The 23,239-nt window shown below is 60.1% G+C and carries 23 protein-coding genes; 10 read left to right on the top strand and 13 right to left on the bottom strand.

The genetic code is table 11. The features are described from left to right. The first annotated feature begins 10 nt into the window (after window positions 1–10). Entirely contained in the window at window positions 11–985 is a 975-nt protein-coding gene (locus IEW18_RS07315; protein ID WP_188557180.1) for a hypothetical protein, read from the top strand. A 169-nt stretch (window positions 986–1,154) separates the two neighbouring features. Here IEW18_RS07315 and IEW18_RS07320 read toward each other — a convergent pair whose 3' ends face one another. The 7 genes from IEW18_RS07320 to IEW18_RS07350 all read right to left on the bottom strand — a co-directional run bounded on the left by IEW18_RS07320 (window position 1,155) and on the right by IEW18_RS07350 (window position 7,287). Then, complete coding sequence (locus IEW18_RS07320) at window positions 1,155–2,450, bottom strand: erythromycin esterase family protein (RefSeq protein ID WP_188557181.1); 1,296 nt, start codon at window positions 2,448–2,450, stop codon at window positions 1,155–1,157. Between the two features lie 91 nt (window positions 2,451–2,541). Beyond that, window positions 2,542–2,880 carry a hypothetical protein gene (locus IEW18_RS07325; RefSeq protein WP_188557182.1) on the bottom strand — a complete coding sequence of 113 codons (339 nt, stop codon included), beginning with the start codon at window positions 2,878–2,880 and terminating at the stop codon, window positions 2,542–2,544. A gap of 137 nt (window positions 2,881–3,017) precedes the next feature. Continuing rightward, window positions 3,018–3,218, bottom strand: a complete 201-nt coding sequence (locus IEW18_RS21655) for a FeoB-associated Cys-rich membrane protein (RefSeq protein WP_229728631.1) — start codon at window positions 3,216–3,218, stop codon at window positions 3,018–3,020. Between the two features lie 105 nt (window positions 3,219–3,323). Further along, a complete protein-coding gene (locus IEW18_RS07335) occupies window positions 3,324–4,118 on the bottom strand; it encodes an inositol monophosphatase family protein (RefSeq protein WP_188557183.1) in 795 nt (264 codons plus the stop codon). 130 nt (window positions 4,119–4,248) lie between these two features. Further along, the gene (gene lnt / locus IEW18_RS07340) at window positions 4,249–5,952 is read right to left on the bottom strand and encodes an apolipoprotein N-acyltransferase (protein ID WP_229728632.1); all 1,704 of its coding nucleotides are present in this window, start codon (window positions 5,950–5,952) and stop codon (window positions 4,249–4,251) included. A gap of 7 nt (window positions 5,953–5,959) precedes the next feature. Beyond that, complete coding sequence (gene rsmI / locus IEW18_RS07345) at window positions 5,960–6,691, bottom strand: 16S rRNA (cytidine(1402)-2'-O)-methyltransferase (protein ID WP_188557185.1); 732 nt, start codon at window positions 6,689–6,691, stop codon at window positions 5,960–5,962. A gap of 347 nt (window positions 6,692–7,038) precedes the next feature. Next, on the bottom strand, window positions 7,039–7,287 hold the full coding sequence (locus IEW18_RS07350; RefSeq protein ID WP_188557186.1) for a 4a-hydroxytetrahydrobiopterin dehydratase: 249 nt from the start codon (window positions 7,285–7,287) through the stop codon (window positions 7,039–7,041). A gap of 268 nt (window positions 7,288–7,555) precedes the next feature. On the opposite strand from IEW18_RS07350, the gene IEW18_RS07355 reads away from it, so the two are divergent. Then, window positions 7,556–8,782, top strand: a complete 1,227-nt coding sequence (locus IEW18_RS07355) for a multidrug effflux MFS transporter (RefSeq protein WP_188557187.1) — start codon at window positions 7,556–7,558, stop codon at window positions 8,780–8,782. A 93-nt stretch (window positions 8,783–8,875) separates the two neighbouring features. Here the strand turns inward: IEW18_RS07355 and IEW18_RS07360 are convergent, their stop codons facing one another. After that, complete coding sequence (locus IEW18_RS07360) at window positions 8,876–9,382, bottom strand: hypothetical protein (protein ID WP_188557188.1); 507 nt, start codon at window positions 9,380–9,382, stop codon at window positions 8,876–8,878. A 12-nt stretch (window positions 9,383–9,394) separates the two neighbouring features. Beyond that, window positions 9,395–10,549 (bottom strand): zinc-dependent alcohol dehydrogenase, encoded by a 1,155-nt coding sequence (locus tag IEW18_RS07365; protein ID WP_188557189.1) that lies wholly within the window; start codon window positions 10,547–10,549, stop codon window positions 9,395–9,397. A 391-nt stretch (window positions 10,550–10,940) separates the two neighbouring features. Here IEW18_RS07365 and IEW18_RS07370 point away from each other — a divergent pair, with 391 nt between their 5' ends. From IEW18_RS07370 to IEW18_RS07380, 3 genes are all read left to right on the top strand, one after another. Further along, the gene (locus IEW18_RS07370) at window positions 10,941–11,447 is read left to right on the top strand and encodes a hypothetical protein (protein ID WP_188557190.1); all 507 of its coding nucleotides are present in this window, start codon (window positions 10,941–10,943) and stop codon (window positions 11,445–11,447) included. Window positions 11,448–11,523: 76 nt separating this feature from the next. Beyond that, window positions 11,524–11,739, top strand: coding sequence for a hypothetical protein (locus IEW18_RS07375; protein WP_188557191.1), 216 nt, complete (start codon window positions 11,524–11,526; stop codon window positions 11,737–11,739). An 85-nt stretch (window positions 11,740–11,824) separates the two neighbouring features. After that, the gene (locus IEW18_RS07380) at window positions 11,825–12,523 is read left to right on the top strand and encodes a metallophosphoesterase family protein (RefSeq protein WP_188557192.1); all 699 of its coding nucleotides are present in this window, start codon (window positions 11,825–11,827) and stop codon (window positions 12,521–12,523) included. 187 nt (window positions 12,524–12,710) lie between these two features. Here IEW18_RS07380 and IEW18_RS07385 read toward each other — a convergent pair whose 3' ends face one another. From IEW18_RS07385 to IEW18_RS07395, 3 genes are all read right to left on the bottom strand, one after another. Then, window positions 12,711–13,514, bottom strand: coding sequence for a hypothetical protein (locus IEW18_RS07385; RefSeq protein WP_188557193.1), 804 nt, complete (start codon window positions 13,512–13,514; stop codon window positions 12,711–12,713). 111 nt (window positions 13,515–13,625) lie between these two features. Further along, window positions 13,626–14,138: a hypothetical protein gene (locus IEW18_RS07390; RefSeq protein ID WP_188557194.1), complete on the bottom strand. Its 513-nt coding sequence runs from the start codon at window positions 14,136–14,138 to the stop codon at window positions 13,626–13,628. Window positions 14,139–14,372: 234 nt separating this feature from the next. Then, window positions 14,373–16,619: a beta-1,3-glucanase family protein gene (locus IEW18_RS07395; protein ID WP_188557195.1), complete on the bottom strand. Its 2,247-nt coding sequence runs from the start codon at window positions 16,617–16,619 to the stop codon at window positions 14,373–14,375. A gap of 474 nt (window positions 16,620–17,093) precedes the next feature. Here IEW18_RS07395 and glyA point away from each other — a divergent pair, with 474 nt between their 5' ends. From glyA to rpiB, 3 genes are all read left to right on the top strand, one after another. Next, a complete protein-coding gene (glyA, locus tag IEW18_RS07400) occupies window positions 17,094–18,386 on the top strand; it encodes a serine hydroxymethyltransferase (RefSeq protein ID WP_188557309.1) in 1,293 nt (430 codons plus the stop codon). Window positions 18,387–18,523: 137 nt separating this feature from the next. Then, on the top strand, window positions 18,524–19,381 hold the full coding sequence (tatC, locus tag IEW18_RS07405; protein WP_308428042.1) for a twin-arginine translocase subunit TatC: 858 nt from the start codon (window positions 18,524–18,526) through the stop codon (window positions 19,379–19,381). A 191-nt stretch (window positions 19,382–19,572) separates the two neighbouring features. Then, entirely contained in the window at window positions 19,573–20,001 is a 429-nt protein-coding gene (rpiB, locus tag IEW18_RS07410; protein ID WP_188557196.1) for a ribose 5-phosphate isomerase B, read from the top strand. A 229-nt stretch (window positions 20,002–20,230) separates the two neighbouring features. Here the strand turns inward: rpiB and IEW18_RS07415 are convergent, their stop codons facing one another. Further along, entirely contained in the window at window positions 20,231–21,646 is a 1,416-nt protein-coding gene (locus tag IEW18_RS07415; protein WP_188557197.1) for a hypothetical protein, read from the bottom strand. A gap of 234 nt (window positions 21,647–21,880) precedes the next feature. On the opposite strand from IEW18_RS07415, the gene IEW18_RS07420 reads away from it, so the two are divergent. Both IEW18_RS07420 and IEW18_RS07425 read left to right on the top strand, forming a co-directional pair. Further along, on the top strand, window positions 21,881–22,330 hold the full coding sequence (locus IEW18_RS07420; protein ID WP_188557198.1) for a ribosome-binding factor A: 450 nt from the start codon (window positions 21,881–21,883) through the stop codon (window positions 22,328–22,330). 93 nt (window positions 22,331–22,423) lie between these two features. Next, window positions 22,424–23,233: a class I SAM-dependent methyltransferase gene (locus IEW18_RS07425; RefSeq protein WP_188557199.1), complete on the top strand. Its 810-nt coding sequence runs from the start codon at window positions 22,424–22,426 to the stop codon at window positions 23,231–23,233. Window positions 23,234–23,239 lie beyond the last annotated feature (6 nt).

Consider the following 23,239-nt stretch of genomic DNA (forward strand, 5'->3'; position numbering starts at 1 on the left):
TTTGTGCGCCATGAAAATCTTCCGCAACGTCCTGCTCGCCGTACTTGCTCTGCTCCTGGTTAGTGGTATTGGGGGCTACTTCTACATGCGCCAGAAGTTTGAGCCAGCAGCCAATCAGCTTTCCGTTACGGGGCTGCCCACCACCAGTGCCTTCGTCTGGTACGCTGGCTCGGCCCGCCCTACGGTGCCCCATGCTTCGCTGCTGGTACCCGTAACGCTGCCCGGCTGCCCCCGCACGTGCTACCTTCAGTTTGATACCGGCGCGCCTACTTCCCTGCTTTACGCCAACTCCCTGACCGCGCTTCGGCGGCAGTACCCGGCCACGGCCCAACGGCTGCTACCCCAGGCCGACACCCTCCACGACGTCGAGTTTACCTTAGGCCAAGCCACCGTACAGGCACGCCACCTGCGGGCCCTGCAGTACGGTGCCACTGAGATGCCGGCCGACAGCACCGCCCCTTTTATTATTGGTACGCTGGGGGCTGATGTGCTCGAGGGCCGGGTGATGGTCCTGGATTACGCCCGGCAGCGCTTTAGCCTCAGCACGGAAGCGCCCGACAGCCTCCTGCCCCGCACCGAGTTTGTGCCCCTGGATTATGCCAGCCGCCGCGTGCTCCTGACGGCTCAGGTGCAAGGCAAAACCGAGAAGTTGCTCTTTGATTCCGGCAGCAGCGCCTTTGCCTTACTGACCAGCCAGTCCATCTGGCAGCAACTGGCCCGTCCGCAGGCGCCCGTCCAGACGGCCGCGTCCAACTCCATGGGCCGGCAGTTGACTACCTACACAACCGCTACGGCAGCCGAGGTGCAGCTGAGCAAGGCCGCCATTCCCCTGGGCACGGTAACCTACGTGGAAGGTACCAGCCTGATGCAAAACCTGCTAATGCGCTTTTCCGGCATGGGCGGCATGCTGGGCAACGAGCCTTTCAGCCAGCAGACAATCATCCTCGACGTACCAGGCGGCCGCTTTGGGGTAGTACGGCAGTAGGTGAACGATTTAAGAAAACCATTCCACAAGATTCTTGTAGCCAGCCATATACACCTACTCAAGCGGTGCTACTAGGTTTGGTTTCTGACAGCACTGCATGAATGGTTGCACGTAGCAAAGCAACTTTGTCGTGACTGGGCTGGGTAGCGGCTGATAAGCTGGAAGCTGCTTAGTAGTTCCAGGGGTAGAGGTCGGGGGGCGTGTGCTCGTTTTGGGGGGTGGGTAGCGGGTGCAGGGCCTGGGTTTGGTCCAGAAACAGAAAGGCGTCGTAGCGGTCCGGGATGATGGAGGGCACGTAGTTGCCAAACCGCTCAAACTCCGGCCGGTACACCACCCCAATGGCCCGGTGGCCGATGGACTTCTGCAGGGCCTCGTGGCCGCGCAGCTCCTGGGACAGTAACAGGGCATTTTCTCCTTGTAACTGCTGATGACGCAGGTTTTCCCAGGAGCCGCGGGTGCCTTCCGGTACAGTCATCCGCTCGGGGGTAGCGCCCCACTTCTTGCCCGCAATAACGGAGCCCTGGTAGGAGCCAAAACCCACGGCAAACACTTGGTCGCGGCCGTACGCCTGGCGGGCAAGCTGGCCGACGTTTACCATATCCTCGCGGCGCATATCGGTGTAGCGCGCGTCGCCGATGTGGGTGTTATGCTCCCAGATAATGGCTTTGCTGTCAGGCCCGTGCAGGTCGAGCAGGCGCGTCAGGGTTTCCATCATGTGGGTGTCACGCACGTTCCAGGAAGCAGAGCCGCCCTCAATCATGGCCCGGTAGTACCGTTCGGCATTCACGGCCACCAGGGCGTTTTGCTCGGCGTTGAACTGCTGTTCCCGCGCCAGCAGGCCGTCGGGCTGCTGGGCTGCCACCTGCTTGCGCAGGGCCCGCAGCATTTCCGTTACCTCATCCTGGCAATCATCAGAAACGAAGGCCACGGCGTGGGCATACTCCTGGGGGTCGTCGCCGTAGGGCTCAAAGCACCGGAAGGCCTGGTGGGCAGCATGCACGGCCCCGTCGCCCTGCTTTTCCACGTAGCGCAGAATTTCCTGCAAGGAGTCCCAGAGGCTGTACACATCCAGGCCGTAAAAGCCGACGCGCTGCGCTAGCGGCCGCTGGCGGTTGTGCTGGTGCAGCCACTCCACGAGAGCCGCAATTTCCCAGTTTCCCCACATCCAGGTAGGCCAGCGGTTGAAGGTGCTCAGCAGTTGGGCGGCGCTGCCATAGGTAGGCTGGTCCTGCTTAATGGCTGCGTTTACCGCAAAGCAGTCGGGCCAGTCGCCTTCCACGGCTATAAACTGAAAGTCCTTTTCCTGAATCAGCCGCTTGGAGAGGGCCGTGCGCCAGGTGTAATATTCGGAAGTGCCGTGCGAGGCCTCGCCCAGCAACACAATGCGCGCGTCGCCGATGGCGTCCAGCAACGGGTCCAGGTCAGGAGCGGAACGGAGCGGGTGGGTAGGCAGCGGAGTTTTCATAGCGTCGAGATTGGGTAGGGCAGAAACAGAAGAGTGCGCCGCAACTACAGTTGCGGCGCACTCCGGAAAAGTACAGGCAGGGCGAAAAAGCTTACTTAAAGCGTTTGCTCAGGTTTTTACCCAGGTCTTCTACTTGCTTAAGAAACTCCAGGGCATCGGAGTCGCCGTAGGTGCCGTAGGCGGAGGAAATCGTACCGCGCACACCGTCGGCCGTTTCCAGGGCGTAGAGAATAGACATATCATCGGGGTTGCTTTCCCCTTCGAAGCGGTAGAAATCCACAATCGTTACGTCTTCCGGGCCGTAGGTTTTCTTTTCGTCGCTCATGGCGTACAGGCGGCCATTTTGCACGCCGAAATCAGCTTTAAAGCCTTCCTCGTTGAGTTTTCTTTCTACGTTAACCAGCGAGCGTTCTTCTTCTTTGTCTTGCATAATGAGGGGCGTTTGTAAGCGGGGAAGGGAATGGTTCCGGGGGTAGGCAGGCAGGGCCAGCAACGGAAAGCCCCCGTGCCGGCTATACGTAGCCAGCACGGGGGCAGGTTATATTCCGTCGCAAGAATATCGAGCGGCTAGCGCCCGGTGCCTTCGCGGGCCGCGGCCAGCTCAATGGTGCGCTGCAGCCGGTCGACGTCAAGTACGGAGCAAGCTCCGCCGCAGCCCTTGGCGCAGCCCGCCTGGTCCTTAGCAAAGAAAGCCCGCCAGAAAATGCGCCCGACGTAGAAGACGGCGCCGGCAAAAAGCAAGGCAATGATGAGATACTGTATCCACATGATGGTCACAAAACTACGACGCGCCGGGAAAAGTTTGCGGCTGGTTCATTAGTTCCACTTTCACGCTTGTCATCCTTCGCTCCGCTCAAGATGACAGAAGACTCTCTATTTCCAGGTTTCTCGGATGGTGGCCTGCATTTCCTCGTGGACGTGGCCGTTGCTGGCTACTACCTGGCGGCCGAACAGCGGGTCGCCTTCCTCCAGGAAAGCCGTGACGCGGCCGCCGGCCTCGCGCACCAGCAGGATGCCGGCGGCTACATCGTAGGAGTTAAGGTTGAACTCGAAGAAGCCCTCGAAGCGGCCAGCGGCTACGTAGGCCAGGTCGGCGGCGGCGGAACCTACCCGGCGCACGCCGTGGGAGCGTTGGATAAAGGCGCTGAGCAGCTGCAGGTACTCGTTGAGCTGGGAGAAATCGGTGTAGGGGAAACCCGTGGCAATGAGGGAGTTGTTCAGGTCCGGCACATCCGAAACGTGGATGGGCTCCTCGTTGCAGAAAGCACCGGCCCCTTTGGCAGCCCGGAAGCATTCGTCGCGCACTACCTCGTACACCACGCCCGCCACCAACTCGCCATGATGAATCAGGCCCACGCTCACGCAGTATACTGGCAGGCCGTGCACGAAGTTGGTAGTGCCGTCCAGGGGGTCGATAATCCAGTTGTATTCCTCGGCGCGGTGGGCACCCTCGGTGCCTTCCTCCGTAATGAAGCCGGCCTCAGGCAGCACCTCGCGCAGCCCGGCCACCAGCAGCTTCTCGGTTTCCTTATCCACGTACGACACCAGGTCGTGCACGCCTTTGCTTTCAATGTGGCTGCGGTTGAAGGTCAGGGCCTCCTGGCGAATAAACTGGCCCGCGTGGCGCGTAACGGCCGCAAGCTGAAAGCTGAGTTGATTGTAATCCATGGGGTGAAGGTAGTATCCTCAGAAAAAACTGTCATCCGGAGCCTACGCAAAAGACCTCCACCACGGGCTGACTTTGGGAAGTAGCACGGCGGTAGAGGTCCCTCGCGTAGGCTCTGGATGACAGACGGTATTAAGTGATCAATTGTTTTCGGGCCTGCACCGCCCGCACCATTGTCAGCACCAGGAGCAGCACGGCCAGCACCTGGCAGGTAGGGCCAATCAGCTCACCATGACGGACGTAGAAGGTTTGCTCAGTGTTCAGGTGCACGGTGGCGCGGCTCACGGCCTGCTCCCACCAGCCGGTGCGCTGCGTAATTTCGCCTTTCTGATTGATGAAGGCCGAAATACCAGTGTTGGCCGAGCGGGCAATGTCGCGGCGGGTTTCAATGGCCCGCAGGGTAGCGTACTGCAGGTGCTGGTTGTGGCCCGGCGAGTCACTCCACCAACCGTCGTTGGTAATGATGCCGATCAGGGAAGCGCCCTGCCGCACGTAGTCGCCCACAAAATCACCGTACACTGATTCATAGCAGATTACGGGCGCCACGCTCAGGCCCGGCGTAGCGGTGCGGTACACGGTGCGCTCAGGCTGGGAGCCCAGGCCGCCGGCCGTGCCGCCCAAATCAATCACGAAGGCCGACAGCCACGGCGGCACCCCTTCTACCCCCGGCACCAGCCGGCTCTTGTGGTAGAACTCGGCGGGGGCGGTAGCGCTGCCCAGGTGCAGGGACGCGTTGAAGATGTCATAGTAACCCAGGTCTTCGCGGAAGCGGGCGGTAGGGCTGGCGTTTTCCTTCCGGGGGCCGTACTGGCCCACGGTGGTCAGGCCGGTTATCAGTTCCACGCCGGGGTGCTGGCTTAGCCACTGACGCAGGCGCTGGATTTTGGGGTAGGTTTCAATGGTGGCCTCGAAGTAGGTTTCGTCGAGGGAGGTTTCGGGCCAGAGCACGAGCTTGGTTTGCGGGGTCAGGTTTTGCTCAGTGAGGGTGAGCAGGCGCTGCAGTTGCAAATCGTGCGGAATGAAGTTGGCCCCGCCCTCGAATTTCTCATTGAACGGGTCCACGTTGGGCTGAATCACCAGCACCTCAGCCGTGGAGCCTTTTTCCTGGTACTGGCTGGCTATAAGGTAGGAAAGCCCGACAGGAACCAACACGGCTATAACTGCCCAACTCCATCTTACTAATCCGGGGTCCTTTTCAGCCGCTAGTGGCCATGTGGAACTCTTAAAACCGAAAGCGGCACCAAACACCAGCAGATTCACGAGCCACACCCACACAGAGCCGCCCAGAAAGCCGGTGTACTCGTACCACTGCACCCACTGGTTGGCCTGAGCAAAGCCGTTGCCCAGCGTCAGCCAGGGCCAGGTCAGGAACCAGTGCAGGTGCAGCTGCTCGAAGGCAATCCAGTAGATGGGTAGCGAGAGGTAGCCCAGCGTCGGGCCGAAGCGTTTTTTGGTGTGGTAGAACGCCGTGAGCGGCAAACTCATCAGCAGGGCGTTGCAGATAACGGCCGTGATGCCGCCGCCCAACGTGCTGTAGCTCACCCAATACGTCGTGAACAAGTTCCAGAGCACCAGCAGCAGGTAGCTGTAGCGCCACACCTTCCAGCCGCTGGCGCCGCGCGCCGTCAGTAGCTGCTCCAGATACAGGTACGGCACCCAGGCTACCAATAGTACCAGGGCCAGCGGAGCCGGGTGCACGGGCCAGCCCAGCCACAGCAAGGCCGCGCCCAGCAAGGCCAGCAGGCTCGGGAGCCAGTAGCTCAGCCCCGCAGCGGGTAGGGCAGCCGCCGTGCCAGGCGTGCCGCCAGCCACAGGATTCGATGATTTCGTCAGCACTACGTTCTTATTCTTCGGTATAACGGTCTTCTCTGGTGCGCTCTTCCTTGTGGCCCTGCACCACCAGCACAATTTCGCCCTTAATAGCCGCGCGGGCCGCGAAGGTGGCCGCCAGCTCCGCGAGCGGGGCCGTGACGGTTTCCTCGAACAGCTTGGTCAGCTCCCGGCTAACGGAAGCCAGGCGCGCCGGACCCAGCACTTCGGCCAGCTGCTCCAGCGTTTTTACAATGCGGTGGGGCGACTCATAAAAAATCATGGTCCGGGTTTCCTGGGCCAGCTCCTTGAGGCGGGTTTGGCGGCCTTTCTTCACCGGCAGAAAGCCTTCAAAAGTGAACCGCTCGGCCCCAAACCCCGACTTCAGCAGGGCCGGTACCAGGGCCGTAGCCCCGGGCAGACACTCCACTTTCAGCCCCCGGGCCAGGCACTCGCGCACCAACAAAAAGCCGGGGTCGGAAATTCCGGGCGTGCCGGCATCTGATACCAGGGCCATCGTCTCACCCTTTTCCAGGCGCTCCAGCAAGCGCTGTACCTGCTGATGCTCGTTGTGCAGGTGGTAGCTGAGCATAGACTTTTTCAGGCCCAGATGCTGCAGCAGGCGGCCACTGGTGCGGGTGTCTTCGGCCAGTACCACGTCTACCTCGCCCAGCACCCGAATGGCCCGCAGGGTAATATCCTCCAGGTTGCCGATGGGCGTGGGCACGAGGTACAGAAGCGTGGGGGCAGGAGCAGCAGTTGTCATAAGCAGCAAAGGTAGAAGTTGCTGGCAGTGTTGATAGTTGTTGGCTTTTAAGTGGTAGTGGTTGGTTAGCCATTGTTATAGGTATAACAAGTAAACGGTAACAACCTACGGTGTACACAAGGTCGTCATGCAGAGCGCAGCCGAAGCACCTCTCCTGCTTTATTGCGCGAATACTGCAATGTCAGCCCGCGAGATGCTTCGCCTCCGGCTCTGCATGACGTTCATTCTATATCACTTATTGTCCACTTTCTAGTTGCTGACCTCACGTCAAGATTTCATACTTGAATCTGACAATCAGCAACTACCAACTGACAACTAGAAACCAGCAGCTGATAACTACCTGCACCTCATGCGCCGCCGTACTCGGCGGCTAGCTGGTCGATGGCGGCGGCCAGGGTGCGGTCCTTGTCCGTGACCGTGTTGCCGGCGTCGTGGGTGCGCAGGCGGAAGCTGACGACGTTGTACTCGTTGCTCCACCAGGGATGATGGCCTTGGTACTCGGCTTCCTCGGCCACGTCGCTCATAAAGCTGAAGGCCATTTTAAAATCCTGGAAGCGGAAGGTGCGGGAAAGGGCGTTGTCTTGTTCAGTCCACATGAGCGAGGCAAGTAAAGGCGGTAGCGCAAGGTAGCCCTCACCCACCGCAAATTGTTATTCAACGATTGGCTGGCGCAAACTAGCCAGGCCGCCAGGCGGCTCCGGCCTTTGTCCGTTACCTTTGAGCCGCTGGGGGTAGTGAGCCGGCCTACGTGGCGGCCCGATAAATCTTTTCGGCTTCTCACTGGTTTAGAGCCCCAACCACTTCTGAAACTTCGAATTCCTCTGGAAGGCCGCCCGGGTTCGGCGGCCTGTCCTACCTATTTGCATGAGTAAGCAACGCTATTTTTTCCTGATTCTGATTCTGGGCACCTTGTCGGCCCTGGGTCCTTTTTCCATCGACATGTACCTGCCGGGCTTTCCGGCCATTGCCCAGGACTTGCACACTACCGTCGCCGAAGTATCCTTGTCGTTGTCGAGCTTCTTTATTGGAGTTTCGGCGGGGCAGCTGCTTTACGGGCCGCTGCTGGACCGCTTCGGCCGGAAAAAACCTTTGTACGTGGGGCTGCTGCTGTACGTGCTGGCTTCGGTGGGTTGCTACCTGGCCCCGAGCATCGACAGCCTGATTGCCCTGCGCTTTGTGCAGGCCTTGGGCAGCTGCGCCGCTACCGTGGCAGCCGTGGCCATGGTCCGCGACTTGTTTCCGGTGCAGGACGCGCCCAAGGTGTTTTCCTTGCTTACCCTGGTTATCAGCGTTTCGCCCATGCTAGCCCCTACCATGGGCAGCTACATGATAGCGGCTTACGGCTGGCAGTCGGTGTTTCTGGTCTTGTTCGCCATGGGGGCCCTGATGCTGCTGGCCAGCGTTTTCTGGCTGCCGGAAAGCTACCAGCCCGACCCGACGTACTCCCTGCACCCGCGACCCATTCTTACCACGTTCTGGTCGGTACTCCGGAATCCTCAGTTCTTTACCTACGCCCTTACCGGCGCCATGACGTTTGGCGGGCTGCTGGCTTACGTTTCGGGCTCCCCGCTGGTGTTCATGGATATCTTTGGGGCCAGTGAAAAGGTGTACGGCTGGATTTTCGCACTGCTCTCCGTAGGCTTTATCGGCTCCAGCCAGGTGAATAGCTGGGTCCTGCGCTACTACCGCAGCGCGCAGATTGTGCTGGTGGCTATGATCTGCCAATCCGTTATCGGGCTGGTTTTCTTGCTGGGCACCAGCCTGGGTTGGTTTGGGCTGGAAGCCACCGTCCTGATGCTGTTCCTGTTTTTGTGCTGCCTGGGCTTCGCTAACCCAAATGCGGCGGCCCTGTCCATTGCGCCTTTCTCCAAGAATGCCGGCAGTGCCGCGGCTCTGATGGGAGCCACTCAAATGGCCGTGGGCGCCTTGGCATCCTTCGGGGTTAGCGTGTTCAACACCCGCACGGCCGTTCCCATGGTGGCGATTATGGCGGCTTCGGCTCTGCTGGCCCTGCTGATTCAGCTGGTGGGCCGCCGGATTATTGGGCAGCCCGTGGCCGCCTCGGAAGACGCGGGCGTACTGGTTCACTAGAGCACCCTACCCTTCTACAAACGACAACTCCCCCGCTACTTTGGCAGCGGGGGAGTTGTCGTTTGTAGCTGTTACCAGCCTGGCAGTCAGAAACTAGTAGCGGTATTTGTGCTTCTTTTTCTTATCCCGCGTCAGGATAAGGATGCTACCTACCGTCACCACCGCAATAGTTGTCATTTTCGCTACGAAAGCCGTACGGTTGTGCTTCCACTCGGTCGCGTAGCCTTTCTCCGCGAAGATGTTGGGCACCTTGCCGTGGCCCAGATCCTCCACGATGCCTTCCACCACGTTTACGCGGTCGGCCAGCAGTAGGGGTAGCCAGTGCAAGTAGCTGTTTTCGCTGTACTTGAAGGCGAAGCGCCGGATGACGCCGCTCAGGCCGCTAGGGGGCACCGAGGTACCAAACACAGCCGTGACGTTGGGCCGCTCAATCGAGTGTAGTACCTCAATGTTGATGGGCTGCTGGGTAGGGCGCTCCCAGCTGTAACCTTTGTGGTCATCCGGGGTGCGCGTGCGCATCGGATACGTGGGGTCGTTTTCAGGGTCGTTGTCGATGTTCCAGCCCGGGAGCTGCGACGGATTTTGAGTGATGGGTTCCATGATAGCAGCGCGTTACATGCCGGCGGTAGACGGGATGAGGACAGTTTTAATGCAGTTATTGAGCTTGGCCGAGAACATCCGGTAGCCATCCGCTACGTCTTCCAGCGCCAGGCGGTGGGTAATGAGGCCTTTAGGGTTGAGCACGCCGTTTTGCACGTGCTCGATGAGGCGCGGCAGGTGGCGCTTCACGGCCGTCTGGTTGGCCCGGATGGTGATGCCCTTGTTCAGCACGTTGCCGATCGGCACGAGGTTGTCAGTGGGGCCATACACGCCCACAATGGACACCACACCGCCTTTGCGCACCGAGTTGATAGCCCAGTGCACGGCCGTAGCCGAGCCGGCCTGCAGCAGCGTCTTGCGGCCCGTAATGGTTTGCAGGGCATTGCCAGCCGCTTCGGCGCCTACGGCGTCGATGCAGACGTCGGCGCCTATCCAGTCGGTTTGCTTTTTGATGAAGAGCACCGGGTCGCCGATTTCCTCGAAGTTGTAGGCTTCGCACTTGGAATAATTGCGGGCAAACTCCAGCCGGTACTCTTCCTTGTCGATGATGATAACGCGGCCGGCACCAAACAACCAGGCGCAACGCGCGGCCATGATGCCCACGGGGCCCGCGCCGAATACCACCACTGTGTCGCCGGTCTGGATGCCGCCCATTTCGGCGGCCTGGTAGCCGGTGGGCACCACATCGGTGAGCAGCACGGCATCTTCGATGTCCATGCCGGGCGGAATGACGGTGGGGCTTACGTTGGCGTAGGGCACGCGCACGTACTCTGCCTGCCCGCCGTCGTAACCACCCGTGATGTGCGAATAGCCGAAGAAGCCGCCGGCCGCCGTGGCCTGTGGGCTGCCCTCGTGGCAGTTACCAAACAGGCCCTGCTTGCAGAAGATGCACTTGCCGCAAGCAATGTTGAACGGCACGAGCACATTATCGCCTACTTTCAGCTTGGTTACTTCGGAGCCGATTTCCTCGACTACGCCCGTAAACTCGTGCCCGAAAGTCTGACCCACACGCGTGTCGGGCACATTGCCGTTATAGAGGTGCAGGTCGGAGCCGCAGATGCAAGACCGCGTTACCCGCACAATCGCATCCTCAGGATGCAGGATTTCGGGCATTGGTTTTTGGGTGACCCGAATGCGCTTGGGGCCCCGGTATTCCATTGCTAGCATGGCGTGTGTGGTTAAGGTGGAATATGTAGGCCACTACCCTACGCTTTTCCAGAACAGAGCTTTTCCAGAACAGAGGTAGGCTGGAAAGACGCAGGGTAGCGGCCTCAAGTAGTACTGACCTGTATGGCCAAGGTTGTCGCCCCGGAGTAAATACAATGTAAACCCGTATTTATACCACAATAATATGAGGGTAAATACGGATAAAGCAAGAGCAGGACTGGTGTTGAAGCCGCCGGGCTGTCTAACAAGAGTTGGAAGAAGACAGATGCGGAGCCAGCTTACGCAGGTAAGGGGAGAGTAGGGATTTTGCCCGGCCTGCTACCTAAACCCAAACGCCGAAACCGTAGTACAATGGCTTATACTCTCTGCCAACCTGATACCTACCCTTGCCATGGCAATTGACCCGAACGACCGCCCCATCCGCGTCATTAACGACGATACAACTGAACAAGAACTGGCTGCCGGCCATATCATTCCGGGGGCTAATCCGCCCAAGAACGAGGAAGCCCGCGGCGGCTTTGGCGACCGGATGGGTGGCCCCCAGGGCTACGGCACGGACAGCAGTGGCGGCATCACGGCCGTTTCTGTAAACGAAAATGCCGATGACAACCAGCGCATTGGCCAGGAAACCTTCCTGAGCAATGAAGAGGGCCGCCAGGATTTGCCCAACCAAGACATGCCCCAGGACCGGGACCCGGACCTGCAGCCCCGCCGCCCCGTAGATGAGCTGGATGCGGACGACGACCGCCCCGGCCGCGACGAAATGCGCAACCCCAACTCCCGGGTGGGCATGGGCCAGATGGAACAGCGCCAGCCTAACAATGATGAACTGGCCCGCCAAGGCACTAACGCCGATCTTACCGACCCCAACGCCTCCGATACTGCCATTGTGCAGTAGCGCTGGCCCGGGCCCCAGCCCGGCTCTCGAATGTTCCGCTCTATCTTTTTGAAAGCAAACTTGAACCTCGAACGCCATGCCCTACAAAAGCAATAATACCAACCAGCAGTCGAAACGCCCCTCGGGTAGCCCTACCCAAACCGAGCAGCCCAAAGGCGCTGGCAATCTGCCTGTTAACGACCGGGACGAACAGATAGAAGATCAACTGGAGCAGGAGGCGCAGGACGCCCCCCAGCGCCATCCCAACCGCAACCTGGAAAAACCCGACCTGGGCAAGGCGCCTTACGCGTAGCTAGGCCTAGCTTTCTGAAGAAAAAGCACCTGCCGCGGGTAGGTGCTTTTTCTTTGTCTATCAATCAGTTGCCTACCTCATTGCTATGGCCCGCTACGTTACCACCGATGTGCACGGCTGCCTGCTGTCGTTGCGTCATTTAGTAGAAGAGAAGCTCAAGCTCCGCCCCCAGGATGAGCTGTACGTGCTGGGCGACTACGTGAACAAGGGCCCCGACAGCCGGGGTGTTTTGGAATACCTGATGCAGCTACCGGAGCGGGGCTACCGCGTGGTGTGCCTGCGCGGCAACCACGACCAGGACCTGCTGCACGCCGCCCAGGGCCAGCTAACCCTAACCTGGGGCTCCGTAGCCGACCGGGAACTGACGGTGCACAGCTTCGGGGTGGAGCGGCCCGAGGATATTCCGGAGCGCTACCTGCGCTGGATCAATGACTTACCCTACCAGTTTGAAATTCCGGGCTTTATTCTGGTTCACGCTGGCTTTAACTTCCGGCTGCCGCCCGCCCAGATGCGCCAAGACTGGCACACCATGCTTAACACCAAGGAGTTTGTATTTGACGCCTCCCGCACCGGTGGCCGCCGCATTGTGCACGGGCACGTTCCCACCCCTACCACTGAGGTAGAGCACCAGGTTCAGCAGCAAGCCGGCGCCATCGGCCTCGATACTGGCTGCGTGTACCGCCACAACCCCGAGCTGCGCCACTTGGCAGCCCTCGACCTGGACGCCAACAAGCTGCACCTTCAGCCCAACATCGAGCCCGACTACCCGATCGGGGTGAGGTGAAGTGGTGAATGGGCGAGTTGGCGAGCTTAAACACCACCGTTATCCTGAACAGCACGAAGGACCTTAGCCCGTTAAAACAGCAGTCGAACGAACGACTTGTTTCGATGGGCTAAGGTCCTTCGTGCTGCTCAGGATGAGGGGTTTCCTATGTCAGTACTCTAGCCGGAGGTTCGATTCACTTACCGGCTTACTCCTGGGGTAGCGCGTTGGAGCGCAGCAGCTGGCGGGCGGCATCCTGGTAGGGGTTGCGGGCATCATTGGCTACGGAGCGCAGGGTGTTACGGGCGGCCGTTATTTGTTGGTTGCGCCAGTAAGCCATGCCCAAGTGGTAGCGGGCCCGGCCGGCCAATTGGGACCCAGACTGCATGGCAACCCGCCGTAGGAAGGGCTGAGCTGCCCGAATTTCTTCTGCTCCTTCCTTGCTAAGCAGCATAATACCGCTGTAGTAGAGCAAAGTATCCTGGCCGAGGCTGCTGGTAGGCACCCGGCGCAGGGCGTGCAGAGCATCCGTATAATGCCCGTCGCGGTACTGGCGCATGGCCTCGGCCAGCAGGGGCCGGCGGCTCTCATTTACTACGTCATCGGGTAGGCCGGCCTCGGGTACGTAGTAGCGGGCCCAGGAGGCCTCGACCGAAGGGGTACTCGGCCGGAGCACCAGCCAGAGGGCCAGTACCGCCACCACGCCCATCACCACAACTGCCCCCCACTGCTGCTGGGTTTTGCGCTGGCGCCGCCGGATGCGGGTGAGGGCATCCTGGCGCTGGTCCAGGCGACGGTCGAGGGCCAGTAGGCGCTGGTGCAGGGTTTCGTGGCCCGCTACCCAGCGTAGGTCGGCGGCTAGCTGCTCGTAGGCTTGGTAGGCCCGGTACAGGTCGGGGTCCTGCTCGAGGCGCCCTTCAAAGGCAGCCTGTTCAGGGGGCGTCATCTGGCCATCGGCGAAGCGTTCCAGCTCTTCCAGGTAAGGGCGCAGGTCGAAGGCAGGCGGCGTCATGAGAAAGTAAAACCAGGAAACAAACGCACTAGAGGCAACTGCCGGCGCGTAAGCAGAAAAAGAAAGGAGGCAAATCAGGGGCTAAGCTACGCAGAAGCGGGCAGCCCGCAGCTAGGCGCTGGCCGCGTCGGCCCGCACCCGCAGCTCGTAGAGCTTGCGCAGGCAGGCGGCTTTCTGCAGGCGGGCCACGTTGGCGTTGGCAAAGCCCATCTTGCCGGCCACCTTCTCGAAATTGTAGCCCCGGAAGTAGAAGTACATCAGCATTTTCTGGCAATCGAGGCCGAGCTGCTGAAACAGCCCCAGCAGCTGCTGGCGCCGGCTAGCCTCGTTTTTGGGCAGAATTTCGGTGGTGTGGGCCGAGCGGATTTTCTCGTCGGCCAGTCCGTACACGTAGGCCCGCACGTCGGGGGGGAGCTTGGTCAGGCGCCCATCCGACACCTGGTCGTAGAAGGTAACCAGCACGGCACGCAGCAGCTCGTGAGCCGCGGTGGGTACCAACTGGTGCTGGCGCCGGGCCCAGCGGGCGAATAAGTCGCGGTTCTGCTCATAGAAGGTAATCAGGTAGGACTGATTGCCAATACGCAGACTGGTCAGGACTTCAGCAAGCTGTTGGGGCGAGTTCATTCAGCAAGTAACACGTAAGTAGCCACACGGCGCAAGCAATACGACAAAATGACCGGTACGGCTCAGCTCTGCCGGGGCTAGTTGGCAGGCCTGATTTTGCCGGAGCACGCCCCCGGCAGCGTACAACACTGCGCTGGCTGCTACTAGTGGCGTTGCCAGCAGGTTCCCCTTCCCCAAAAAAACAGCAGGCTACCCCCCACGGGGTAGCCTGCTGTGCTACAGCGCAACGCCCCCTTACTTGGCGAAGCGGTGGGTAATCGTCTGCTGGTCTTTGGTGCGCACAACCAGCAGGTACATGCCTGCCCGCAGGGTGCTTACCTCGGCCGTTCCTTCATCGAAGGCGCCGGTGGCAATGGTGCGGCCCTGCATATCCACAATGCGGTATTGGCTGCCGGCCAGGTTCAGATTGCCACCACTCAAGCGCAGCCGGTTTACGACGGGGTTGGGGTAGAGCTGCGTACCGGCCGTGGCGGCTTCGGGCGCCGCCGCGGTTATGGCGGCGGGACGGGCCGCCGTGGCCCGCGTGATCCGCACCCAGTTGATGTTCCAGCCGCCGGTCTGGGCAAACACACCGAAGTTGTGGGTGCCCGCATTGATGGTCACGGTCCGGGATACGGTCGTCCAGTTCTGCCAGCCGCCGGTGGCCGGAATGGTTGTGTTGCCCAGCTGCGTGGTGCCGGCGTTCAAATCAGAGGACACGGTGCCGCCGCTGGGGCTGGCCACGCGGTACTCAATGGTATAGGTGCCGGTAGTAGGGAAGTTGATGCCATTGAACACCAGGTAGTCGCCGGCGTCCACGAAGCCCATGTTCTGCCCCCCGCCAGTATCGGTCGTGGTTTCCGCCGTCATGCCACTGTTTACGTTGGCGGCCTCGGCCTGCAGCAGCACGCTGAAGCCGGCGGAGGTAGCGGCCCGCACCCGCAAGGAGGTCGTCTTGTCGTTCCAGTTGCTGGTGCCCAGGGGGTTGTTTACCAGGCAGCCGTTGCCGGCGCTGCCCACCGTGAGGGTGCCGCCCGTAAAGTTGTCGTTTTCGTAAAGTACTACCTCGTAGCCAGCGTTCACCCGCAAGGAAGACACGTCGTCGTTCAGAATGCCCCGGCTCTGCAACGCGGCCAGGTTGTAGTCGCCGGCGGCTAGGGTCACGGTCGTACCGGTGTAGTTGCAGTCTTTATACAGGGTAGCCACGCCGGTAGCGGGCGGCGGGGTGGTGGTGGTGCCGGCGTACCCGCCGAAGGTGGCTACCACCCGGGTAGGCTGGGGCGTGTGCAGGGTGGCCGACTGGTCGTTCACGTCGTCGTAGGCAAAGCCGTAGCTGAGGTTGTCCACGCTGATGCCGGGCAGGTGCCAGAAGCGGGCGTAGTAGTTGGCCGGCGCGGCCTGGTAGTATTTGCTGGCATCGTACCAGTTCTGCTGGCCGGGGGTGGCGGTAGTCACGTCCACCACGTGGCGGTTAATGGCGGCCGTCATCTGGGCCTGCACCACCAGGTCACAGTCTCCGTCGCCCACGCGGTTGTCGAGCAGGCCCTTGCCTTCAAAGGCCATTTGGGTGGTAGGGCGGCCGTTGATGATACCCGTGCGGCCGGCATACGCCCCCGACTGCCCCACTACCACCAGCCGGTCGTTGGCATCGACGCGGCCTTTGAATACTCCCGCGTTGCCGGCGTAGAAAATCAGGTCCGTGGTCTTGTACTTGTTCCAGATGGCGTCGATGTAGCTCTTGAAGTAGTTGCCGTAGGGGCCGGGGGTAGTGCCATTGGTACCATCGGCAAAGGCGGCGGTTTTGGCCGGGAAGGTGATTTCGCCGGTGGCATTGTTTACCGTGCCCTGAAATTCGGCGGGTACGTTGGCTTTGTAGGCGGCCACAATGTCGGCGGCCGTTTTTAGCTCCCCAGTGCGCTTCTGGTAGCCGCCCGCCCCGAACAGCTCCAGGCCCATGGGGTAGCGGAAGGCATCCACGCGGGTAGTATTCCCAAAGAACCCGTACTGGTTATTGGTCAGCTCCACAAACTCGTACATGATGTCCCGGTTCGGGTCGTTCGGGTTCAGGGAGTTCGGGGCCGCGTAGCCGGAGGGCGCGCCGGAAGCCCCGAAGAAGTACAGGTAGAGCTGCTGCCCCTTGGAAATGAACACCCGGCACCCCGCAATGTAGGGCAGGGTAAAGGTTTTGTTCGGAATGCTGCTGAGCCGGGTAAAGCAGGCCGCGTACTTGGAGTTGCTGCCGGGCCCGGTGTTGCCGTTGTAAGTCGGGCCCGTCACGGTGTTGTAGGAGGAGCTCATGGGTAGCACCTGACTATTGGCGGCATTGATCCAGACGTGGTTACCGGCCCCGTCAATGCCCACGATGGCCACGTACAGGTCCGAGTCGGGGAAGGGCGAATTGTTGGCAATGGTAAACGGAATACTGCCTTGGGCCCAGGCCCCGTAGGGAAGCAAGGCGCTCAACCAGAGCAGCAACAGAGAGTAGAGGGTACGCTTTTTCATAGATGAAATGGTTGTGGTGGGAAGAAGGGAACAATGCACACCAGCCCCGCCTATCCTTGGGAAAGGGCAGGCAGCAAGCGGGTGTGTAAGAGCAGAATAGGAGCGGCAAGGCCCGGGCGCGGGGCGCCGCTAACCGGCGCAGACAAGCCCCCGAAGCAGTAGGACAATGGCAATGTAAATGGGTTTTGCAGGGAAGAAAAAGATCCTTATTTCCCTCTGGCCGGACCCGCAACGCTTACTGCGCAACCCCACCAGAAGCTAAGGCACATCACCGGCCCCCTTTGCCTGCGCCGCGGACGGGTAGCAAAGCCGAAAGCTGCAGTTAGTGCACACGTTCTGAGCCTACTACCTCACCACCGCATGCCCAAATTTTGTACCTGCTGGCTGGCTGTTTCACTCCGGTTGGCCCGGGCAACGGCTACCCTATCCGGCAACCTCATTACCTCATCAGCTTTTACGCTTACCTTTGAAGCCATGGAAACGCAAGCCCCCACCCTCGCCCTCGATACCGCCGTCTTCGACCTGATTCAGAAGGAGAAAGAGCGCCAAACCCACGGTCTAGAACTCATTGCCTCCGAGAACTACGTGTCGGAGCAAGTAATGCGGGCCCAGGGCTCCATCCTCACCAACAAGTACGCCGAAGGCCTGCCCGGCAAGCGCTACTACGGCGGCTGCGAAATCGTGGACCAGATTGAGCAGCTGGCCATCGACCGGGCCAAGGAGCTGTTCGGGGTAGAGTGGGTGAATGTGCAGCCCCACTCGGGCGCCCAGGCCAACGCCGCCGTGATGCTGGCCGTGCTGAACCCCGGCGACAAAATTCTGGGCTTCGACCTAAGCCACGGCGGCCACCTTACCCACGGCTCGCCGGTTAACTTTTCGGGCAAGCTTTACCAGCCTACCTTTTATGGGGTAGAGCGCGAAACCGGCCTTATCGACTGGGACAAGGTAAAGGAAACCGCCCGCCGGGAGCAGCCCAAGCTCATCATCTGCGGAGCCTCAGCCTACTCCCGCGACTGGAACTACCAGGCCCTGCGCGAAGCTGCCGACGAGGTAGGCGCCCTGCTGCTAGCCGATATTTCGCACCCTTCCGGCCTCATTGCCAAGGGCTTGCTGAATAACCCCTTCGATTACTGCCACATCGTCACGACTACTACCCACAAAACCCTGCGCGGCCCCCGCGGCGGCCTGATTTTGCTGGGTAAGGACTTCGAGAACCCCTTCGGGCTGAAAACGCCCAAGGGCGAAATCCGGATGATGAGCAGCCTGCTCGACTCGGCCGTATTCCCCGGCACCCAGGGCGGCCCCCTGGAGCACGTTATTGGGGCCAAGGCCGTAGCCTTCGGGGAGGCCCTGAGCGACACTTACACCGACTACACCCACCAGGTAATTAAGAATGCTCAGGCCCTGGCCGGGGCTTTCGTGGAGCGCGGCTACCAGATTATTTCCGGCGGCACCGATAACCACCTGATGCTCATTGACCTGCGCAGCAAAGGCCTGACCGGCAAGCTGGCCGAAAACACCCTCATCAAGGCCGAAATTACCATTAACAAGAACATGGTGCCCTTCGATGACAAGTCGCCCTTCGTAACCAGCGGCATGCGCATCGGCTCGGCTGCCGTAACCACCCGCGGCCTAAAGGAAACCGACATGGCCCGCATCGTGGGGTTCATTGACGAGGTGCTGACCCACAACGCCGACGACGCCCGCCTGGCCCGGGTGCGCGGCGAAATCAATGAGTGGATGCAGCAGTACCCGCTTTTTGCCTAACTTCTGGGAGGCCTGAGTAGTTAGGCGGTTACTGAAATGAAAACCGGTCCGACAGCATCCTGTTCGGGCTGGTTTTCGTTTGTCTTTTACTCCACCACCTATTCTCTCATTCGTTCATTCCCTCATTCACTCGTTCTGTGGATCCAACTCAACCCGCGCTGGGCGACCAGCAGGAAATGTCTTTTATCGACCACCTGGAGGCCCTGCGCTGGCACATCATCCGGGCGGCTATTGCGGTGGTGCTGTTTGCTTTGGTGGCGTTCTTCTCCAAAGACTTTCTGTTTCACGACCTGATTTTGGGGCCTTCCCGCGCCGATTTCTGGACCTACCGGATGTTTTGCCGGGCTGGCGAGTGGCTGCATGCGCCCAGCCTGTGCATCGATAAAATCGGCTTCGTGATTCAGAACCGCGAAATGAGCGGGCAGCTGACCATGCACATCAGCACCTCCTTTATTGTGGGGCTGGTGCTGGGTTTTCCCTACCTGTTCTGGGAGCTGTGGCGTTTTATCAAGCCGGGCCTGTATCCGCACGAGCGGCAAAATTCCCAGGGCGCGGTGTTTTTCGTGTCGTTGCTGTTTGCCATCGGGCTGCTGTTTGGCTACTACATTGCCGCGCCCATGAGCATTCAGTTTCTGGCCAACTACGTGGTAGACCCAACCATTGAAAACCAGATGGATATGCAGAGCTACATCAGCACGCTCACGACCATGTCCCTGTCCTGCGCTTTCGTGTTTGAGTTGCCCATGATTGTGTTCTTCCTGGCCAAGGCTGGGCTGATTACGCCCGAAATCATGCGGGTGTACCGCAAGCATGCCATTGTGGTTATCCTGGTAATTGCGGCCGTCATTACGCCCCCGGACGTGTCGGCCCAGATTATCGTAACCATTCCCATCATTCTGCTCTACGAGTTGAGCATCAACATTGCCCGGATTGTAAGCCGCGGCCGGACGGCAGCTCTGAACGCCCAGTTGGCCGAAAACCACGGGGTAGCTTGAGTATGAGCTGATCCTGTAAATGAGCTGCTGAGGCTACTTCTTGATGAGTATGATATACTGGTGAGCAACTGCAAGCCACATGAATGAAGATGTTGCCACACCAGAAATCAACATTAAATCAGCAAGTCATCAGCCTCCTACCTCACCGGCAATCAGCACGTTAACCTACCAGCACAGTAAAAAATCAGTCTATGAAACTTGCCATCGGCTCCGACCATGCTGGCTTCGAGCAGAAGCAAATGCTGCTACAGTGGCTGCGCGACAACGGCTACGAGGTCCAGGACTTCGGCACCCATTCCGCCGACTCCGTTGACTACCCCGATTATGTGCACCCGCTGGCCTCGGCCGTAGAGCAGGGCGAGTTTGAGCGGGGCATTTTGCTCTGCGGCTCCGCTAATGGGGTCTGCATCACGGCCAACAAGCACCAGGGCATCCGGGCCGGTTTGGCCTGGGAGCCGGAGGTAGCCAGCCTTATCCGCCAGCACAACAATGCCAACGTGCTGTGCGTCCCGGCCCGCTTCGTCGATGAAGAAACCGCCCGCGCCATCGTCAGCCAGTTTCTGAACACTGCCTTCGAAGGCGGCCGCCACCAAACCCGCGTTGACAAAATCAGTCTGTAACGTGGTGAAGCGGTGAGTTTGTGAACTTGTGTCCTGGCGAGGAAGCACGACGCGGCCATCCTTCCTGACCAATGTGCTACCTCTCCTAATGTGATAAGCCCTTACCGTCCATGCTGACAGTAGGGGCTTATGATGTTATGAGGCTGGTCACAGAAGAGAGGACGAGTGGCGGCGCGCTGCTCGCCAGGACGATTCGCTCACTACCTCACTACCTCCCCATCTCACCAGTTCACCGTTGCAGGCGGTAAACACCGGGCGTGTTGGTAGGGTGGTAGTGGCTGAAGATGCCAGGCACTTTGTACTGCAGCTCCGGCAGCAGCCCGGCCTGGTCGATGAGGTATTGGGGCGGGGCGGCGTGGAAGTTGTGGGCCAGCCGGAACACGGCGTCGTACTCGCGCAGGTGGCCGAAATCAACCTGGGCCAGCCCCCAGTCGAGGTAGGGAGTAGCGAGGCGGTTGTGCAGGTAGGGGCGCTGGTCGGGGCCGAGCACGAGCAGGCGCTGGCCCCGCAGAAAGTCGTAGCGCGGATTGGGCTGCACGGCGTAGCGGCTCTCGGCCGGAATCTGCACAATTTGCTCCAGGTGCAGCACGGCCCGGTAGCGCACCACTACCACCGCCCCAATCACGAGCAGCAGCAGCACCTCCGGCACCCAGCGCCGCTGGGCTTTCTGCCAGAGAAACAAACTGAAGTAGGTGAGTGGCGGCAGCAGGAGCACCAGCGTGCCCGTGGCCATGCCCCGGCCTACTGCCGCAATGGCCACCGCTACCACCAGCCACACCAGCATCAGCTGCAGGAATTTTACCTGAAACACCAACCCCAGGGAGGTAGTAAAGCTGCGCCCGATGCCCAACAGCACCAGCAGCCCGGGCAGAACGAGCAGGCGCAACAGCACCCAGAGCGGCAGCCCGTCGGTTTCGTGCACCCGCCCCTGCAGGGTAGGCTGCAAGTGGAACTGGGCAAAATCGGGCAGGGACTCCGTATACAGGAAGAACGTGGTAGCTACCGCGTACGGAAACAGGAAGCCGCAGACCAGCAGCAGAAAGCTGCGGAAGGAGTTGGCCGCAAACACGATAACGGCAAATAAACCCACGAGTAGAAACAGCGCCAGCGGCAAATAGCACAGGGCCCCCACTCCTACCAGAAAACCGGCCCGGAACAGGCGACGGTTGTCGTAGCCTTCCCGGGAGGTAGGCAGCAGGGCGCTCAGGGCGGCAATCAGAAAGGAGTGGCCCAGCAGCAGCGGCGACAGGGTGTCCAGGTCAGTTGTCAGGCTGCCGATGAGCAGGTAGGTCAGGGCCCCCACGTAGCCGCGCTCCGGGTGCACGTCGGCCCGGTTCAGCACGAAGTTGAAGCGCAGGGCCTGAAACGCCAGCAGCAGCAAAGCCAGAATGCGGTACAGCCACACCGGGCGGCTCCCAATAAAATCCAGCGCCCCAAACAACGCCGCCGACAAGGGCGCGGTACTATCGTATAAGTCGCGGTAGAGCAGGGCGCCCTCGTGCAGCCGCTCGCCCACCAGCAGGGCCCGCAGCTCCACGGGGGTGAGGGCAATACCCAGCCAGAGCAACGGCAGCCGGAGCGCCAGCAGCAGCAGCAGCAAAGCAAACAGGCGGGTAGGCAGGGAGCTTTTAAAGAATTGCAGCAAGGAAGTAAGGCCTGAGACGTACGCAGAGAGAAACGAAGCGAAAAGTAAAAGTACGGCATCCGGCGTCCTGCTACGCACGGGTCCGGCCCCGCTTCTGCGCTGCGGCCCCTACCCGCCCTAACCCCGCCGTACTGCCGCAGCGCTACCCCGGCCAACTATTTTCGGCTGCTTCCGCCCTCATCACCAATTACCTACTGACTTAATCACCCTCAACCGGTATCTTTGCCGATTCTTATGGAAAGTAAACGACAGCAAAAAGTAGCCAGCCTGCTCCAACAGGAGTTAGCCGCCGTATTTCAGCGCGACCTGCCGCACCTGTTTCCGGGCTTGCCGCCGGGCATCAATCTGGTGCGCGTATCACCCGACCTGGGGGTAGCCCGTGTGTACTTGAGCTTACTCATTGCCTCTAATACTGCCAGCGCGGAGCAGCAGCAGGCCCTGGTGGAGGATAACGTGAAAGTTATTCGGCAGGCCCTAGCCAAGCGCGTACGCCAGCAGCTACGCATTGTGCCCGACCTAGTGTTCTTCGTCGACGACTCAGCTTCCTATGCTGCCCACATGGACAAGGTATTCGGCGACCTGCACATTCCGCCGGCTCCCGCCGACAACGAAACGCCTGGCCCCGACGCGGAAGGCAGCAGCCCCAAGCGCCCCAAACTCTTCGCCGACGAAGACGAACTGTGAGCTGGTGAGCTGGTGAATTAGTGAGTTTTCGTGCTGACTCCTACACCATCAGAACATCCAACTCACCATTTCACCATTTCACTATTTCATTCCTTGTACTACGACCCGATTAAGAAGTCGCTTGGCGAAGTCTTCAACCGTACGCCGCTGCTGCGCCGCCTCTTCTATCACCTGCTCGATTTGCTGCTGCTGCGCACCTGGCACGTGCACCGGGAACTGCGCCAGTGGTCCAAGGGCCGCACCGATGAGGCCCTGAACATCCTAGATGCTGGCTCCGGCTACGGGCAGTATACCTACTGGATGTCGGGTTTAAGCCGCAAGTGGCAGATTCTGGCCGTAGATGTAAAGGATGAGCAGGTAGCCGACTCCAACCAGTTTTTCCGCCAGATTGGGCGTACCAACGCCCAGTTTGCCGTGCAGGATTTGGTGCTGTATCAGCAGCCCAATTCCTTTGACCTGGCCCTGTCGGTGGACGTAATGGAGCACATTCTGGAAGACGTGGAGGTGTTTCGTAACATCCACGCTTCCCTCAAGGATGGCGGCATGCTGCTGATTTCCACTCCCTCGGACCAGGGTGGCTCCGATGTACACGCCGACGGTGAAACCTCCTTTATTGAGGAGCACGTGCGCGACGGCTATAACATCCACGAAATTCAGCAGAAGCTGCGCACGGCCGGTTTTGAGCGGATTGAAGCCCGTTACAGCTACGGCGAGCCAGGCCAGGTATCATGGCGCCTAAGCATGAAATACCCCATTCTGATGCTGGGCAAATCCAAGCTGTTCTTTCTGCTGCTGCCATTTTACTACCTGGTCACCTTCCCGTTCTGCCTGATTCTGAACTGGTTCGATGCCAACGGCAAACATGATTCCGGCACGGGCCTGATTGTCAAAGCCTGGAAATAGACCTTT

The sequence above is a fragment of the Hymenobacter glacieicola genome (genome assembly GCF_014640315.1).
Classification (GTDB): Bacteria; Bacteroidota; Bacteroidia; order Cytophagales; family Hymenobacteraceae; genus Hymenobacter; species Hymenobacter glacieicola.

Bases quoted from the DNA above. Each gene is read 5' to 3' on its own strand.
- rsmI (WP_188557185.1), bottom strand. From the start codon at position 6,691: ATGACAACTGCTGCTCCTGCCCCCACGCTTCTGTACCTCGTGCCCACG.
- IEW18_RS07395 (WP_188557195.1), bottom strand. From the start codon at position 16,619: ATGAAAAAGCGTACCCTCTACTCTCTGTTGCTGCTCTGGTTGAGCGCC.
- IEW18_RS07315 (WP_188557180.1), top strand. From the start codon at position 11: ATGAAAATCTTCCGCAACGTCCTGCTCGCCGTACTTGCTCTGCTCCTG.
- IEW18_RS07355 (WP_188557187.1), top strand. From the start codon at position 7,556: ATGAGTAAGCAACGCTATTTTTTCCTGATTCTGATTCTGGGCACCTTG.
- rpiB (WP_188557196.1), top strand. From the start codon at position 19,573: ATGAAACTTGCCATCGGCTCCGACCATGCTGGCTTCGAGCAGAAGCAA.
- IEW18_RS07375 (WP_188557191.1), top strand. From the start codon at position 11,524: ATGCCCTACAAAAGCAATAATACCAACCAGCAGTCGAAACGCCCCTCG.
- IEW18_RS07385 (WP_188557193.1), bottom strand. From the start codon at position 13,514: ATGACGCCGCCTGCCTTCGACCTGCGCCCTTACCTGGAAGAGCTGGAA.
- IEW18_RS07390 (WP_188557194.1), bottom strand. From the start codon at position 14,138: ATGAACTCGCCCCAACAGCTTGCTGAAGTCCTGACCAGTCTGCGTATT.
- IEW18_RS07365 (WP_188557189.1), bottom strand. From the start codon at position 10,549: ATGCTAGCAATGGAATACCGGGGCCCCAAGCGCATTCGGGTCACCCAA.
- IEW18_RS07420 (WP_188557198.1), top strand. From the start codon at position 21,881: ATGGAAAGTAAACGACAGCAAAAAGTAGCCAGCCTGCTCCAACAGGAG.
- IEW18_RS07360 (WP_188557188.1), bottom strand. From the start codon at position 9,382: ATGGAACCCATCACTCAAAATCCGTCGCAGCTCCCGGGCTGGAACATC.
- IEW18_RS07325 (WP_188557182.1), bottom strand. From the start codon at position 2,880: ATGCAAGACAAAGAAGAAGAACGCTCGCTGGTTAACGTAGAAAGAAAA.
- IEW18_RS07320 (WP_188557181.1), bottom strand. From the start codon at position 2,450: ATGAAAACTCCGCTGCCTACCCACCCGCTCCGTTCCGCTCCTGACCTG.
- IEW18_RS07335 (WP_188557183.1), bottom strand. From the start codon at position 4,118: ATGGATTACAATCAACTCAGCTTTCAGCTTGCGGCCGTTACGCGCCAC.
- IEW18_RS07370 (WP_188557190.1), top strand. From the start codon at position 10,941: ATGGCAATTGACCCGAACGACCGCCCCATCCGCGTCATTAACGACGAT.
- IEW18_RS07350 (WP_188557186.1), bottom strand. From the start codon at position 7,287: ATGTGGACTGAACAAGACAACGCCCTTTCCCGCACCTTCCGCTTCCAG.
- glyA (WP_188557309.1), top strand. From the start codon at position 17,094: ATGGAAACGCAAGCCCCCACCCTCGCCCTCGATACCGCCGTCTTCGAC.
- IEW18_RS21655 (WP_229728631.1), bottom strand. From the start codon at position 3,218: ATGTGGATACAGTATCTCATCATTGCCTTGCTTTTTGCCGGCGCCGTC.
- IEW18_RS07380 (WP_188557192.1), top strand. From the start codon at position 11,825: ATGGCCCGCTACGTTACCACCGATGTGCACGGCTGCCTGCTGTCGTTG.